Raw genomic sequence first — 15,939 nt, 5'->3', positions numbered from 1 at the left:
TGGGGATAACAGCGATCGGAAGGTTGTTCTGTCATCGTAGTGTCCAGTGTAAATATTCTTTAGTTCAGCTTATATATTCACCTGAATTAATTGACGCTCTATAATCTGAAATTGTTGATCCGCTGTATTTTCAATAAACCTCTGATCATGAGATACATACAGAATCGTTCCTTCATAGGCCTTGATAAAATGCTCCAACGCCTCCAATGCATGCATATCAAGAAAATTCGTCGGCTCATCCAACAATAGAATGTTATATTGGCCCAGAAACAAGTGACATAATTGAAGACGAATCGCTTCTCCTCCACTTAATGTCCCAACATTCTTCAGCAAGTCATTACCTGTAAACTGCATCGCATGCAACGCACTTCTGAGCTCTGATTCCTCATATTGCGAACGATTTTTCAGGAATTGTAAGACGGTCTCTTTTGTCGTGAAACGATAGCTCATTTGCTGAAAATAACCGAGCTTTGCTTTTGGAGACATCGTGATGTGATCTCCAGCATGGAAAACATGGTTAAGCAATGTGCTTTTCCCGCTGCCATTGGCTCCGGTTATCGCTATTTTTTGTTTTAATGGAATTTGAAAACTTACATCCTCCAACAATATGTGACCTTCCACCTCAAGTGTAAGGCGATCAGCCATAATTGGAAATCGGTTGTGCAGCTCCAATGTCTTCGGCTGACGGAAGATCATTGGCCGAACCTGCTGTACCGCATTCACCTCTTGAAGTTGTTGCATCCGCTGTTCAATCGCTTTGGCTGCGCGGTGCACCGCTTTTTGACTGGTGCCTTTGGATTTGGTTTCAAACATACGGTTTGTTTTTGCCTTGGATTCTTTTTTGGACATGCTTCCGGCCTGCGTTATTTTCTCGGCTTTCTTCATCTTTTCCCGAGCGGCCAGCTCCAATCGTCTTTTCTCCTTGGAAAACTGTTCATGGGCCTGGTTTTGCTGTTCAAGCTCCAGCCTCTTCTGAGCCTGATAATCGCTATAGTTGCCGGAATATACGCGAACCTCACCTTGATGGATTTCCCAGATCGTGGTCACCAGTTCATCCAGAACCGCACGATCATGACTGATCAGCACAAGCGCCCCATAGTAATAACGCAATTCATCCAGTAAAAATGTAATGCCCTCTTGATCCAGATGTGTTGTTGGTTCATCCAGTAACAGTACTTCATGATAATGAGTGAACATTTGAGCCAGTTTTAGACGGGTCTGTTCTCCGCCGCTCCATGGTTGATCGTGTTGAGGTATGGCTAATTTACTGAGTAAAGCCCCATCAACTTCAATACTTTCGTTAGACTGGGGTGGTTCCACTTGTTCCAAATAACCAAACTCTGCAAAACGTTTTACCTTTCCGGCTGTTGGCTGGATCTGCCCCGTAATGAGTTTCAATAGTGTACTTTTACCCTGACCATTACCACCTACTACACCAATGCGATCCAGTTGATGCACAGCCAGTCGCTCAATGTTCAGTATTACTTTATCCATATAGGTCATCTCAACCTGTTCTAATTCAAAACATATCTTTTCCATATTCGCTACCTCCGAAATAAGATTTATTTCGTATCGATAGCGAAGAACACTTCTATCGATACGAGCTTATCGTGCCAGCTCGTATCAATAGAATAGCAACGTCATCATAGCGGTGTACCTCCTGTAGTCTCTATTGAGCGCCTTTACCTAAATTATTTACATGATTAAGTTAATTAGAAGAAAAAACAAAGAATCACAGGCCACAGCCTGTGATTCAACGTAAACGGGAACGCGAGTAAAACACTTATTTTAAGGTCAGGATGATTGAAAATGACAGACTGATCCCGTTTACTCTGAACCAATGGTCAGAGCCTTTGAACGTATTCAATTAACGATTCAAAGGGAGGAAACGCAGTCTCATCGCATGTGTCATGTTCAATAATCCACCTTTCATTATCATGTATAGATGTACAATCCTAATTATAATTTTCCAATTCCACCATGTCAACGGAACGATGAAAACACTTCACCATCAGATTAATACATCAATCTACTTTTATTCCTGTCCCTTTCCGCTATTCAACTTCAATAGAAGCTCCTGGCTATGAACCTGACCTGTAGCCTGTGGAATTACATCCTCGTAGTTGGCTGAGTTGGTTACAATAATAGGTGTCACCGTATGAAAACCAGCAGCCTTAATCTGTGCAATATCGAACTCAAGCAACAGATCTCCCGCTTGGACCCGATCGCCTTCCTTGATATGGGAAACAAAATGCTGCCCATCCAATTTAACGGTATCAACTCCCACATGAACCAATATTTCAGCACCAGTGTCTGACACTACAGCCAAAGCATGTTTTTTCTTGAATGCAACGGTAACTGTACCGTCAAAAGGCGCTACAACTCTGCCCACAGCTGGCTCAATCGCAATACCTTTACCCATGGCTCCCGATGCAAAGGCCGGATCCGGAACTTCCGATAATTCAACAATTGTTCCTTCGATTGGGCTAAATACAATTTCGTCCGAAGCATTCGCTGCACGAACAGGTTGCTCGGCAGATGCAGCAGGTTCGGTTTTTGTTTCTTCTTCTACCGGATCTTTAAAGCCCATAATGTACGTGAGTACAGCCGAAACAACAAAGGATACTACGATACCCAGAATCAATCCTGGGAAACCTTGTCCACCTGGTCCGTAGAAGATTGGCAAGGTCAGCAACCCTGGTGCACCGGATGCAAATGCCAATGTACCCGCTTGACCAATGATAGCTCCACCAACTGCACCACCGATAACTCCTGCAATGAATGGACGTTTCAGTGGTAATGTTACCCCATAGATGGCCGGTTCCGTAATACCGAACAAAGCCGTCAACGTGGATGATCCCGCCAGCGTTTTCAGTTTTTTGTTCTTGGTTTTCAACATAACCCCAAAAGCAGCACCCGTTTGGGCAAAGATTGAAGCTGTCGCAGCGGGTTTTACGCCATCCTGTCCATACACTGCAACGTTATTGATAAATACCGGAATAAGACCCCAGTGTATTCCGAAGATCACGAGCAGCTGCCAGCTTGCACCCATAACGGCTCCAGCGAGCAATGGACTGAATCCAAATGCGGCAACGAGCCCGGCTGCAATTGCATTACCAACGTACACACCAAATGGTCCGAATACCAACAGTGTCAGCGGTACCATAATCACTAACAAAAACAATGGTGTAACAAAGTTTTTCACACTATCGTGAAGTGTCTTATTAAAGAACTTCTCCAACTTGCTCATGACAATGACAGCTAAAATGATAGGAATAACCGTTGATGAATAGTTCATCAGAATGACAGGGATACCGAAGAAATCCGTTGGTGTTCCCTCTGCTTTCAACGTGACGATGGATGGATAGATAAGTGCCCCTGCAATCGTCATCGCGACAAACATATTTCCCTGGAATTTACGTGCTGTTGTAACCGCTAACAACAGAGGCAGGAAGTAGAAGAGACTATCTGCTGCTGCATACAGGATCGTATAAGTTGTTTCTGTCGTTTCCAGCCATCCGATATTACTTGCAATCAACAATAACCCTTTTAGAATACCGGCTCCCGCCATAACTCCCAGAAGTGGAGCAAAGATGCTGGAAATGATATCAATGATACCGCCAATCCCCTTGGCTTTTTTGCCCGGTTTTTCTTTGTTTGACGAATCATCCAGAATGTTGCTGATCTGTCCAATGGCACTATAGACTTCAGGCACCTTGTTACCAACAACTACCTGGAACTGTCCTCCATTTTCTTTGACTGCGATGATGCCTTCTGTTTTCTCCAGTTTGGCTTTGTCTGCCTTGGCATCGTCCTTCAATACAAACCGTAATCGTGTTGCACAATGAACCAGCGATTCCACATTTTTCTCACCGCCGACCAGTTCTACAATCTCTTTGGCCAGTTTCTCTTGACTCATGATCTGCACCCCCACTTTTTCTCAAACAGGCCCTTTACCGATTTTTTTGCACGCAAAAAACCTAAGCCTTGAGCAAGGGGACACAATGGTCCTGACCTTCTCATGACTTAGGTTTTGCCTGCATAACCAGTAACAATCCCAGTTAAATCGTATTCAATTCCTGTTAATCACATATTATTATAATTAAACCATTTTTGTCAACATTTAAATATTATCGATTAACCACTCGTTCGATATGAACCGTCAGATACAATTTTTCTTCATTGGTCAGCTCATGATTGTATTCCTTTTTGACAAACAACTCAATTTTCTCCGTACACGCTGCGGCTTCCGGATGTTTCTCCTTAATCATGTCATAGAAATGATCATAGTTGTTGTCGTAATGCGTACCACTGAGCACACGCTGGGAGAAGAACTTCAGATGTGTGATAAAGCGAAAATAACTAAGAGAGTCCTCATCAAATTCCATTTTGAAATGATACTTCGCTATATTAATAATCTGCTGGATAAACTTCGTAATATTCATCGTTGTAATAACTTCTTCGTTCATCTCTGCGTTGACAATATGAAGGGCAATAAAAGCCGCTTCATCTGGTGGAAGCTCAATATTCATTCGGGTGTTGATCTGTTCCAACGTCCTCAGGCCGAGTTCGAATTCGGGCTTGTACAACTGTTTGATCTCCCACATTAATGCATTCTTGATCTCCACGCCTTCCCGATAACGTTCGATGGCGAAGTTAATATGATCTGTAAGAGATACATAGATGTTCTCATTGAGCTTTCGGCCCAGGTTCTCACGCGCATACGTGATGATCTCTTCCACTATTTCAATCAGTTCCATCGGAACTTCGCGCAGCAGCATTTTGAAATTATCGGAAGTTTGTTTGTTTTTCAATGCAAATACTTTCTGGATGCGGGTTTCGTCTACTGTATCCCCCGGCTTTTTCTTAAAGGCAATCCCACGTCCCATCACCACAAGCTCTGCTCCATCCGCCTGATAGATGCTAATGACGTTATTGTTGATAACCTTTGCTATTTTCACTTCAATCCCCCCGTCACGTTCCACTCTCTTGGCAGTTATACATCGTCTTTTGGGCATACAAAAAAAACCTGAAGCATCACAAAATAAACAAGACATGGTGGTCTGCTTTTTTTGGTGCTTAGGTTTTGCCTACTTCGAGTAGTAACAATCCCAGAAACGATATAATTGCGTCAAGTATAGCGCGAACCTGACTATATGTCAACGCTTTCAATGCGGGAATAAGCGGAAGTTCCATGGTTATATAAATTGAACTAGAGAATATTTACACTAGCTACTTCGATGACAGAACAACCTTCCGATCGCTGTTATCCCCAGATTTTTCGATTCCCTTTTTAAAAGGGAAAATCCGGTGATAAAGGCGAACGCTTCGCTTCTCCAGCTTTTTTCTGTCCTCTACGTTTTGTGTAAATGTTTAGTTCAATTTACATAGATGAAACTTCCGATGTTTTATTGCTGTACAAGGCCATTTTAATTCAGAAAAATATAAACTACTCGTCACCCAGGTTTGATCCGTTGGATTCGATCACATTTTTGTACCAATTAAAACTCTTCTTCTTCAGTCGTGTCAGCTCACCTTGACCTTCATTATTACGATCCACGTAAATGTAGCCATAACGTTTTCTCATCTCACCTGAGGATGCACTTACAATATCAATAGGTCCCCAGCTGGTGTAACCGATAATGTTCACCCCATCCTGAATGGCCTCACCCATTTCAGCTACATGCCGTTTCAAGTAGTCAATCCGGTACGCATCATCCACTTCACCTTCCGGGGTAACCACATCATTGGCACCAAATCCATTCTCAACAACAAACAGAGGCTTCTGATAACGATCATGTAGTTGATTGGCGGTAATACGGAATCCTTTGGGATCAATCGTCCATCCCCATTCGGACTTCGCCAGATATGGATTGGCTACCGAGCCAAATACATTACCACTGGTCATATTTTTGATAACTTCCGGATCGGTACTAGTTGTACGACTTGAATAGTAGCTGAACCCGATATAATCTACCGTATGATTCTTCAAGATTTCCGCATCACCCGGCTGCATAACAATGTTCAATTCGTGATCTTTGAAGAAACGTTTGGCGTAACCCGGATATTCCCCACGTGACTGCACATCGATGAAGAAATAGGACTCTCTATCTTTTTCCATCCCCTGGAACACATCTTCCGGATTACAAGTATACGGATAGAAGCTTCCTGCGGCGAGCATACACCCAATCATGGCACCAGGAATAATCTGATGACATGCCTTGACTGCCAGTGCACTTGCAACCAGTTGGTGGTGAGCAGCCTGATATTGAATTTCCTTAATGTTATCCCCTTCATTAAACGCCAACCCCGCCCCAAGGAACGGAAGATGTAAAAGCATGTTGATCTCATTAAATGTCATCCAGTATTTCACCTTGTCTTTGTAGCGAGTGAATACCGTTGTAGCGTACGTTTCAAATAGCGTTACCAGTTCACGACTTCTCCAGCTGCCATACTTCTCGATCAGATGCACAGGCACATCAAAGTGAGCCAATGTAACCACAGGTTCAATGCCGTTTTTCAACAATTCATCAAACAGGTTATCATAAAATTGTAATCCGGCTTCATTTGGCTGTGCATCTTCTCCTGTCGGGAAAATCCGTGCCCAGGCAATGGAGACACGCAGTGCCTTGAATCCCATTTCGGCAAACAGAGCAATGTCTTCAGGGTAACGGTGATAGAAGTCGATCGCTTCATGTGAAGGATAGAACTCGGTAGCAAGCGGCGTGAAAGCTGGAACATGACCTTTCATAATACTTCTGCGGTTCTCTCCTGTTGGCAGCAAGTCAACGATACTCAGCCCTTTGCCATCTTCCAGATACGCGCCCTCCGCCTGATTGGCAGCAATGGCTCCACCCCACAAAAAGTCTTTAGGAAATTTAAAATTCGTCATCATCATTCTCCTTCCAAATATGTAATTCAGCTAACCGCTCCAATCGTAAGAAACATTAATAAGACAAAATATTTAAGTTGAACTACACAATTACACATAAACGGAGAGGACAGAAAAAATCTGGAGAAGCGAAGCGTTCGCCTACAAGCTTTCTGCAAGAAAGCTACATCGGAAGCATACGCTATCACCGGATTTCCCCTTTAAAAAAGGGATTAAAAAATCTGGGGATAACAGCGATTGGAAGATTGTTCTGTCCGCGCAGTCGTCACGTGTAAAACGGTTGTTCAACTTAAATAGAAAAAACCCGAACCAGCCTGGGTACACGATTACGTGTAAACAAGCCAGCTCAGGTTATGCCCATATCGGTAACATTCCCAGATCATGATTATACGGATTGGATAAAACTTTAGCAAGAATCAGAACAGTTGTCAACTTCTTGAAACCGGTTTAGCTTCGGATTGCCCACTACGATATTTGATAGAACGCAGCACATGTGCCGCCAAGAATCATCTGTTGATCTAGTATAGGTAAGACATTAATGTGAGAGTTAATGAGACCGTATACTTCAGAATACGTAGCTGAAACGTTGCTCACCGGCCAGTCGGACCCAAACATCAACCGTTCCGCACCAAAGGCTTCTATGGCGATATTCAGATAGGCTGTAAAGTCGCTCGGAGTCCAATTCGCCCAGTCTGCTTCCGTCACCATTCCTGAAAGTTTACAGTACGCATTAGGTTGTGCGGCCAATGACTCAAGTGCTTCTTTCCATGGTGAGATTATACCTGATTTTATGTCGGGTTTGGCAAGATGATCAAGTACAAATCGCTGCTCAGGAAACGCCTTAACCAATTCAACGGCATAAGGCAGTTGCTCCTTGGATACCAACAGATCATAGGCCAAATCATACTCTTTTAGCAATGAAATTCCGCGCTGAAAGTCTTCTCTCAATACATAATCCAGATCAGGTTCATCCTGTATGACATGACGTACGCCCTTCAAATACGGATTGGATGCGAATAGTTCAAGCTGATTCCGAACTTCATTTGAACAAAGATCTACCCATCCGACAACACCTTTGATACATTCATGCCGATCTGCCAGCTGCAGAAGCCACTCGGTTTCTGTCAGTGATTGTCTGGCTTGTACCGCAATACATCCAACCAGTCCTGATTGGACCAATAAAGGTTCAAGATCTTGCGGAAGAAAAGATTGACGAATGGTTTTCATCTCTTCGCCAATCCATCCGTACTCGGCGACATTGTATTCCCAGAAATGTTGATGTGCATCCAGCTTCATATTAGATCTCTCCCAGGGTATTTAAATTTATTATCATTAAAAAGAAATCACTGATTTTCACATGATTTTTATTCCAATTGTGCAGGTATTGTCCAATATTAAATCATGATATAGTAAATTACGAAAACGCTTTCAGGGCATAAATCGGTGGTGATTCCAGTATTAAACAAGTGAATTTTTGTTTGCGTTGAGCTCTATTTTCACCCTGCTTAACCGCTATTCACGTTCAACCATTCTCTATTCGAAGGAGACTATATTAATGAAAAAAAACCGCAAATCAGTCCTATCTCTTACACTTGTGACTGCCCTGATTCTATCTCTATTCTCCTCCGCTATGGCTTCAGCTGCAACTGACAACAGCGAACAGGCCAGTGCCTCACCCCCTCCAAGTAAAATGCAGACCTATGTGAACGCCATGGAGCCTGGCTGGAATCTGGGTAACTCTCTGGACGCCGTTGGTGAGGATGAGACAGCCTGGGGCAACCCACGCATTACGAAGGAACTAATTCAGTCGATTGCAGCTGAGGGCTACAACAGTATCCGTATTCCTGTGACCTGGGAAGCCCACATCGGTGACGCACCCGACTACATAATTGATTCCGCTTACATGAATCGGGTTCAAGAAGTGGTAAACTGGGCCCTCGATGCGGATCTCTACGTCATGATCAATCTTCACCATGATTCCTGGCGCTGGATCAGTTACATGGAGAAAGACCATGACAACGTGCTTGCACGTTACAACGCCGCTTGGACTCAGATTGCGGACAAATTCAAAGATGCATCCGATAAACTTATGTTCGAAAGTGTTAACGAACCACGTTTCTCCGAAGGCGGCACAACAGATGCAGCGATTGGATATCGCATGCTGGACGAGTTGAATACTTCTTTTCACAAGATCGTAAGAACTTCGGGTGGAAACAACGAGACACGTCCACTTGTGCTTCCAACGATGCATACCTCTTCCGCTCAACCTGATCTGGATGAACTGAATAAGACCATTCAAAAATTGAATGACACGAATATTATTGCAACCGTTCACTACTACGGGTTCTGGCCATTCAGTGTGAACATCGCGGGTTACACCAAGTATAACGAGGAAGTACAGAAGGACGTTACCGATACATTTGATCGGGTATACAATGCTTTTACAGCGAAAGGCATTCCAGTTATCGTTGGTGAGTATGGCTTGCTTGGTTTTGACCAGCACACAGGTGTCATCGAGCAAGGCGAAAAACTGAAATTCTTCGAATTTGTTGGACAATATCTGCGCCAAAAACAGATGACAACGATGTTGTGGGACAACGGACAACACTTCGGGCGCACAAGTTTTACTTGGTCTGATCAGGAACTATTCAATACCATGAAAGCCAGCTGGACAGGTCGCTCATCCACAGCCGAAACGGACCTCGTATATCTTAAACAAAATGAAGCCATTCAAGACAAGAAGGTAAAACTCAATCTGAATGGGAACAAATTCAATTCGTTGAAGAATGGCACTACCCCTCTTGTCAGAGGTAAAGACTATACGATCAAAAAAGATGTACTTACGTTAAAATCCAATCTGTTAACCAAATTGACAGCCTCTGGTGATTTGGGCGTAAATGCCACACTCACAGCTGGATTCAACCAAGGTGCTGACTGGAACTTCAATATCATTAAATATGACACACCTAAGTTGAACGATGCAACTGGTACAACCAGTGCATTTGCCATTCCGACTACGTTTAACGGCAATCAGCTGGCCACGATGGAAGCAACATATGCAAACGGAGAGAACGCCGGTCCACAGAACTGGACTTCGTTCAAAGAATTCTCCTACACATTTAGCCCAGATTACGAACGTAATGTGATTGAGCTGAAACCTAACTTCTTCAATGAAACCAATGATGGCGAAGTCACACTTAAGTTCCATTTCTGGAACGGAGATGTGCTGACGTACAAAATCACGAAAAATGGAACCAGCGTTGTTGGCGTAGCTTCATAATAGTTATAAGGATTCCCCACTTGATCTATACCTGTGGGGAACCACAAACGTTCTGTCCAGAGCCAGCGGTTCGAACAGAACGTTTTTCCTTTTAATCAGATAATCCGTATCCATTATGAATGACCGTTCACAATAAAAACGAAACATCTCCACTCTGGCTATGAATGACATACGTTGCACCAAGCCCTTTATATACAAGACCAACTGGAGCCTTGTTACTGGAAACGACATAGAGATGCTGCGGATACCAGCTGTGACACAACTGGATATCCTGGCAACACTGAGGCAGATTATTCTCGAACACAAATGCATTGGTGACCATATATTCGGGACGAGTCTGTTGCATCCCTTCCGTTTCTTGAATATAACGCACAGGAAATGCTCCAAGGGTTTGAAGTTGTTCCCGTTCCTCTTCACTGTGTACAAGCACAACGAAGGCTAATCCCTTTTTCAGTAATAAATCTACAAAATTCATCCCCGCTGCACTGTGCCCTGCTGATACAACAATCATTGCTTCATCCATTGCTGTCTACCTCGCCTTCACATCAGATCCTGCATATTTCATTTCAAGTACGTTATGTGCGAATCATAGTCCTCTATCTTCCTTTCCGCAATTGAGCCGTATCCGATTCTGCACCTTCCTGGTTGATTCCAGACCGTAATCCTGTTCATATCCTGTCTAATATGCCCTTTACGCTCTGGATCTCCTTATATCTCGGTCAATCATAAGTGATTCAAGAAACCTGATTAACCGAGCCATAATCGAAGATATATCTCTTTTTAATCGCTTACATGTACAGATTCAAAGCAAAATGTCTTAATACCTTGGCTGAAAGTAATGCAAAAAGGCAAAGGAAACCTGATGTTACACACAGGTTCCCTTTGCCTTTTGCGATTTGTATTTTTCTACCTCCATGTTCCAGTACATTTCTATTTCAAACGATCACTTATTGTGGCTCAGTAAATTTCACTACCAGTACTGCTTCCCCATTGGCTTGAACATGGCCAGTTGACGTTGCTGTTACAGTTTCTATCGCTTCGTTTCCACTTGAGATCAAGACAGGTGTAATCAAAGGCAGACCCGCGGCCTGAATGACATTCATGTCAAATTCAATCAACAATCGACCTGCAGTTACACGATCTCCGCTATTCACATGCGCGGTAAAACCGTTCCCTTTCAGTCCAACCGTATTAATTCCGATATGAACCAACAGCTGTACACCTGTTTCATGCTCCAGAATCACCGCATGTTTACTCTTGTTCATCACATGTGCGATGACACCATCAAACGGTGCGTACACTTTTCCTTCTGATGGCTCAATGGCAATGCCCTCACCCATGTGTTTTTCCGAGAACGCCGGGTCAGGAACCTGCTCCAGAGCAACGACGGTACCGTTCATTGGCGAAGCTATTTCGAGAAAATCTACCTTAGGACGATTGCTTGTAACGGCATCGGTAACTGAATTAATACGCGGATTAGATTCCTCTGCTTTAACTTCAGTTGATGTTACTCCACTGTTTTCATGGCTCACCACTTCTTCTGCAACCGGTTGGTCCTTATATCCGAAGAACCAGGTAAGTGCAAAAGCAATGGCCATGGCAACCACGTTGGACAAGATATACAACGGCAGTTGGCTGTTCAAATAGAGCAATGTTCCCGGAATAACCGTTACTGCCATGCCTGTACCTTGCAGATGGAACAGGGAAGCGATGAAACCACCTACACCACCACCAACCAGTCCCATAATAAATGGTTTCATGTAACGCAAGTTAACTCCGAAGATGGCTGGCTCAGTAATGCCTAGAAATGCGGACAAGGAAGAAGGTAATGCGAGTGCTTTGAGTTTCATATTTTTGGTCTTCAGACCGACTGCGAGACAAGCCGCTCCTTGTGCTGCCATGGCGCAGGTAATAATGGCGTTGAACGGATTGAATCCCGTTTTCTCCAGTAGTTGAATCTCCAGGAAATTAAAGATGTGATGTACACCGGTAACGACAATAATCTGATGGAAGAATCCAATGATTATACCTGCGATGCCAAACGGAAGATCCAATACGGCAGTTGTTCCATGCAGTACCCACTCTTCCAGGGAATGGAAAACGGGACCAATCGCGAATAGTCCAAGCGTAATCATAACCGTTAACGTAATAAAAGGAGTCAGAATCAAGTCCAATGCCTCAGGCACCCGTCTTCTTAGTACCTTCTCGAACTTGGCTCCAATCAAACCTACAAAGAACGCAGGCAGAACCGATCCCTGATAACCCACGACAGGGATAAAACCGAACATATGCAGCGGCTGGGCTGATCCATCCGCCACCGCGTAAGCATTGGGTAATGCCGGATTGACCAGCATTAGCCCGAGTACGATACCAAGTACCGGACTTCCACCAAATACGCGGAATGCGGACCACGCTACAAGTGCAGGCAGAAATGCAAATGCCGTATCCGTCAGAATCTGAGTGAACAACAGGAAATTGGAAGAGATATCATCAGGTGTTGCCCCAAACAACGCCAAAATTTCATTCTGGGTAAGTAATCCGCGCAAGCCCATGAACAACCCTGTAGCTACCAGTACGGGAATGATGGGTACAAATACGTCACCAAACGTGCGGATAGCCCGTTGAAAAGCATTTCCTTCCTTTTTCCCCTGACTCTTCACATCATCCTTGGACGATCCTTCGATGCCCAGCTTCTCAACCTCTTCAAAGATTCGATTCACTGTTCCCGTACCAAAGATAATCTGATATTGACCCGAGTTGAAAAAGGCGCCTTTCACCTTCTCGATGTTCTCGACCGTTTTCTGATCAATCTTTTCTTTATCTTTCACCATGATGCGAAGGCGTGTTGCACAGTGTGCAAATGATGCGATATTCTCTTTGCCCCCGATGGCATGAATGACTTCCTGGGCAATGCGTTGATTCTCCGACATGTTATCTCATTCCTCTCACGTAATACTTAATAATGCCATTGTGTTGCTTCAAAATCAGCTTTGCCTCCGCGTGCAAAGAAACGAATATCCACGCTGTCCCGGCTTGGGAAAATCCGGCTGGTAAAGACCTCTTCCCCATCGTTCACAAAAACCTCGACTGAAGATGCATCTACGAACAGATGGAACTTAATCACTTCCGCAGTAAGTGTGCACTGTCGTACAACGCCATTCTGCTCTGCCAGCTCGGCACCAGACATCGTCCGATCCAGAATAACTTTCTGCTGAATCCGATCATACAGAAGAATCGTTTTCTCAGTTCGACTTGCACGGAATTCGATGCCCACCATCTCTGCATCTACTTGGCTTATCTCACAGATCAGCTCAAAGGAAATTCCATTCAAACCAGTGAAAGATCGACTCTCATGGTCAATCGTTGCGCGAATATGCGTGCCTTCCTCCTGCTGACGCAATTGGATCATTTCAGCAACCGGTTGTTGAATTAACTTCCCCTCTCGTAGTGTCAACTGCCGAGGAATGGTCAGGCAATGTGCCCAACCGTTATCATCTGTCGGATACGCCAGATCGGGAAGCCCCATCCAACCAACAAGAATACGTCTTCCGTCCGGGCCCTGCATGGTTTGCGGAGCATAGAAGTCAAATCCACGATCCAACTCCTGAAATTCACCATGATTGAACTCTCTCGTCTGGAGATCGAGCGGCTCACCGATCAGATAACCGGACTGAAAAATATTCTGATGATGATCTTCCGCAGCATCTAAGCCTTGTGGGGAAAAAACAAGTACGCCTTTCCCGTCCATCTCCATATAATCCGGGCACTCCCACATGTAACCAAAGGAGGTTAATTGCGTGCGAATTTCACCAAGAAACTCCCAGTTGTTCAGATCAATGGAGCGATACAGTACCGTACATCCCGTCTCGTCTGTTCTCTGCGCACCAATTACACAATAATACGTGTCTCCTTGTTGCCACACCTTGGGATCTCTGAAGTGTTCGGTGTATCCGGCTGGCACAGACGAGATTACGGGATAATTCAATTTGGTTACTGAACCGCTTTCATCCATGACTGCCAAGCATTGATACGGATGTCTGACCCAAGCCTCATCCCTCGTATTGCCTGTGTACAGCAAGTGCAGGTTGCCGTCTTTTTCAATCGCACTGCCGGAATAAGCTCCGTGTGAGTCATATCTGCCACCCGGTTCGATTCCAATCCCGATATTTTCCCAGTTCACCAGATTGTTCGAGCGGGTATGATACCAGTATTTCATGCCGTGTTCTGTTCCAAGTGGAAACCACTGATAGAACAGATGATAATAGCCTTTATAATATACAAAGCCGTTAGGATCATTAAGCAGACCTGTTACGGGCTGAATATGGTAACTCTGTCTCCATGGACACTCGGATATCTGTGCTTCAAGCTTCGCAATCTCACCAGGCTCAGCTTGCTCAATTCGTCTGTAGCGCTGCTCTCTAGTCATTTTCATAGCTGTTCTCCATTCTTGCTTATATAAGTTAGACCAAGAAATTTCACACTTGGACTACGATGGCAGAACAATCCTCCGATCGCTGTTATCCCCAGATTTCCTGATCCCTTATCTAAAGGTTGAAATCCGGTGATAAAGGCGAACACTCCGTTTCTTCAGATTTTTTCTGCCCTCTCCGTCATGTTTATTTCTTATTTAACTTATACGAAAATCAAATTATAGGAACCGGTTCCAGCGGGTACAAAAAAATAATTCCACCTGGCATTAATGCCTGCCCGTGTTCGCATATCCGTATTGGATATCCACTATGGAACCGGTTCGATGGAATTATCATAAATGATGTTTTTATAATTTGTCAACGCTTTCTCGAGGAATTAGTTCTACGTCCAGTGTTGTTCGTTCCTCCACCGACTCGCCTTTCACCAGACGAATAATGTGATTCGCCGCTACTTTGCCCGCCTGCAAATAATGATATTTCACAGTCGTCAGCGTGGGGTGAATCATCTCCGTAATATCATATCCGCCAAATCCGGTAACGGACAAATCTTGCGGTATGCGGATTTTATTGGAGAACGCAATCTTCATCACACCCAGTGCGATATTATCCGTAGCCCCTACAATGATCGTTGGTGTGATCTCTTTCAGAATGGCTTCAGCGGTAACGATGGCCTCAGACATCTTAAAGCTTGTCTCATAATACTTCACTTCACATCCACCACACTCAGCGATTGCTCGCTGGAACCCTTGTTTACGATAGATCCCTACAGCCCGATCCTTCTCGCTAACTCCCATATACACGATCTTGCGGTGACCTTGTTCGACGACATATCTGCCCATCTCATAACCTGCCTGATCATCATTGTGAACCAGACTATGTAGTTGTTCATGCTGCTGTCCCACCAGTAGCACCGGAATACCGATGTCCTCCACTGCTTTCAGATGTGCTTCTGTCACTTCAGCAGCCAGCAGAATAATACCCGATACCTTCTGTCTAGCAAAATCATATATGGCGTCAATCTCGCGCTGCATATCCTGACTCGTATTCGCGATCAGCATCTGATACTGATTACTTCGCAGTTCTTCATCAATCCCGATCAATGTCTGGGATGTCGCAAAAGAATCGAGTCGTGGCACAACCGTGCCGATAATACTGGTTTTCTTGGCCTTTAAACTCTGTGCAAATGTGTTGGGAACATAATTGTATTGTTTGATAATACGCTCAATCTTCTGGCGGGTATCTTCACTAACCGATCCGCCATTCAGGTAGCGAGAGACCGTGCTTTTCGCCACACCTGCCATCTGAGCGATATCAGAAATCGTTTTATTCATAAAAAC

At 44.3% G+C, this 15,939-nt stretch carries 10 protein-coding genes; 1 reads left to right on the top strand and 9 read right to left on the bottom strand.

What is annotated here, in order from left to right:
• Positions 1-69: 69 nt before the first annotated feature.
• The 5 genes from ACETMN_RS13970 to ACETMN_RS13950 form a co-directional block, all read right to left on the bottom strand.
• Complete coding sequence (locus tag ACETMN_RS13970; protein WP_091016695.1) at positions 70-1,539, bottom strand: Msr family ABC-F type ribosomal protection protein; 1,470 nt, start codon at positions 1,537-1,539, stop codon at positions 70-72.
• 496 nt (positions 1,540-2,035) lie between these two features.
• Entirely contained in the window at positions 2,036-3,919 is a 1,884-nt protein-coding gene (locus tag ACETMN_RS13965; RefSeq protein WP_091016697.1) for a beta-glucoside-specific PTS transporter subunit IIABC, read from the bottom strand.
• Positions 3,920-4,130: 211 nt separating this feature from the next.
• Complete coding sequence (gene licT / locus ACETMN_RS13960; RefSeq protein WP_091016698.1) at positions 4,131-4,961, bottom strand: BglG family transcription antiterminator LicT; 831 nt, start codon at positions 4,959-4,961, stop codon at positions 4,131-4,133.
• A gap of 488 nt (positions 4,962-5,449) precedes the next feature.
• Entirely contained in the window at positions 5,450-6,892 is a 1,443-nt protein-coding gene (locus tag ACETMN_RS13955) for a 6-phospho-beta-glucosidase (RefSeq protein ID WP_091016700.1), read from the bottom strand.
• A 465-nt stretch (positions 6,893-7,357) separates the two neighbouring features.
• A complete protein-coding gene (locus tag ACETMN_RS13950) occupies positions 7,358-8,188 on the bottom strand; it encodes an amidohydrolase family protein (protein WP_091016702.1) in 831 nt (276 codons plus the stop codon).
• A 259-nt stretch (positions 8,189-8,447) separates the two neighbouring features.
• Here ACETMN_RS13950 and ACETMN_RS13945 point away from each other — a divergent pair, with 259 nt between their 5' ends.
• On the top strand, positions 8,448-10,172 hold the full coding sequence (locus tag ACETMN_RS13945) for a cellulase family glycosylhydrolase (RefSeq protein WP_091016704.1): 1,725 nt from the start codon (positions 8,448-8,450) through the stop codon (positions 10,170-10,172).
• A gap of 127 nt (positions 10,173-10,299) precedes the next feature.
• On the opposite strand, the gene ACETMN_RS13940 is transcribed toward ACETMN_RS13945, so the two are convergent.
• The 4 genes from ACETMN_RS13940 to ACETMN_RS13925 form a co-directional block, all read right to left on the bottom strand.
• Entirely contained in the window at positions 10,300-10,695 is a 396-nt protein-coding gene (locus ACETMN_RS13940) for a hypothetical protein (protein WP_091016706.1), read from the bottom strand.
• Positions 10,696-11,119: 424 nt separating this feature from the next.
• Entirely contained in the window at positions 11,120-13,102 is a 1,983-nt protein-coding gene (locus ACETMN_RS13935) for a sucrose-specific PTS transporter subunit IIBC (protein WP_091016707.1), read from the bottom strand.
• A 26-nt stretch (positions 13,103-13,128) separates the two neighbouring features.
• A complete protein-coding gene (locus tag ACETMN_RS13930) occupies positions 13,129-14,604 on the bottom strand; it encodes a glycoside hydrolase family 32 protein (RefSeq protein ID WP_091016709.1) in 1,476 nt (491 codons plus the stop codon).
• A gap of 345 nt (positions 14,605-14,949) precedes the next feature.
• Entirely contained in the window at positions 14,950-15,933 is a 984-nt protein-coding gene (locus ACETMN_RS13925) for a LacI family DNA-binding transcriptional regulator (RefSeq protein ID WP_091016711.1), read from the bottom strand.
• Positions 15,934-15,939: the final 6 nt, after the last annotated feature.

The sequence above is a fragment of the Paenibacillus sp. M2 genome (genome assembly GCF_046713495.1).
In the GTDB taxonomy this organism is placed as follows: domain Bacteria; phylum Bacillota; class Bacilli; order Paenibacillales; family Paenibacillaceae; genus Paenibacillus; species Paenibacillus amylolyticus_B.
This window is presented reverse-complemented; position numbering and strand designations above follow the sequence as displayed.

Bases quoted from the DNA above. Each gene is read 5' to 3' on its own strand.
- ACETMN_RS13970 (WP_091016695.1), bottom strand. From the start codon at position 1,539: ATGGAAAAGATATGTTTTGAATTAGAACAGGTTGAGATGACCTATATG.
- ACETMN_RS13965 (WP_091016697.1), bottom strand. From the start codon at position 3,919: ATGAGTCAAGAGAAACTGGCCAAAGAGATTGTAGAACTGGTCGGCGGT.
- ACETMN_RS13955 (WP_091016700.1), bottom strand. From the start codon at position 6,892: ATGACGAATTTTAAATTTCCTAAAGACTTTTTGTGGGGTGGAGCCATT.
- ACETMN_RS13950 (WP_091016702.1), bottom strand. From the start codon at position 8,188: ATGAAGCTGGATGCACATCAACATTTCTGGGAATACAATGTCGCCGAG.
- ACETMN_RS13945 (WP_091016704.1), top strand. From the start codon at position 8,448: ATGAAAAAAAACCGCAAATCAGTCCTATCTCTTACACTTGTGACTGCC.
- ACETMN_RS13940 (WP_091016706.1), bottom strand. From the start codon at position 10,695: ATGGATGAAGCAATGATTGTTGTATCAGCAGGGCACAGTGCAGCGGGG.
- ACETMN_RS13935 (WP_091016707.1), bottom strand. From the start codon at position 13,102: ATGTCGGAGAATCAACGCATTGCCCAGGAAGTCATTCATGCCATCGGG.
- ACETMN_RS13930 (WP_091016709.1), bottom strand. From the start codon at position 14,604: ATGAAAATGACTAGAGAGCAGCGCTACAGACGAATTGAGCAAGCTGAG.
- ACETMN_RS13925 (WP_091016711.1), bottom strand. From the start codon at position 15,933: ATGAATAAAACGATTTCTGATATCGCTCAGATGGCAGGTGTGGCGAAA.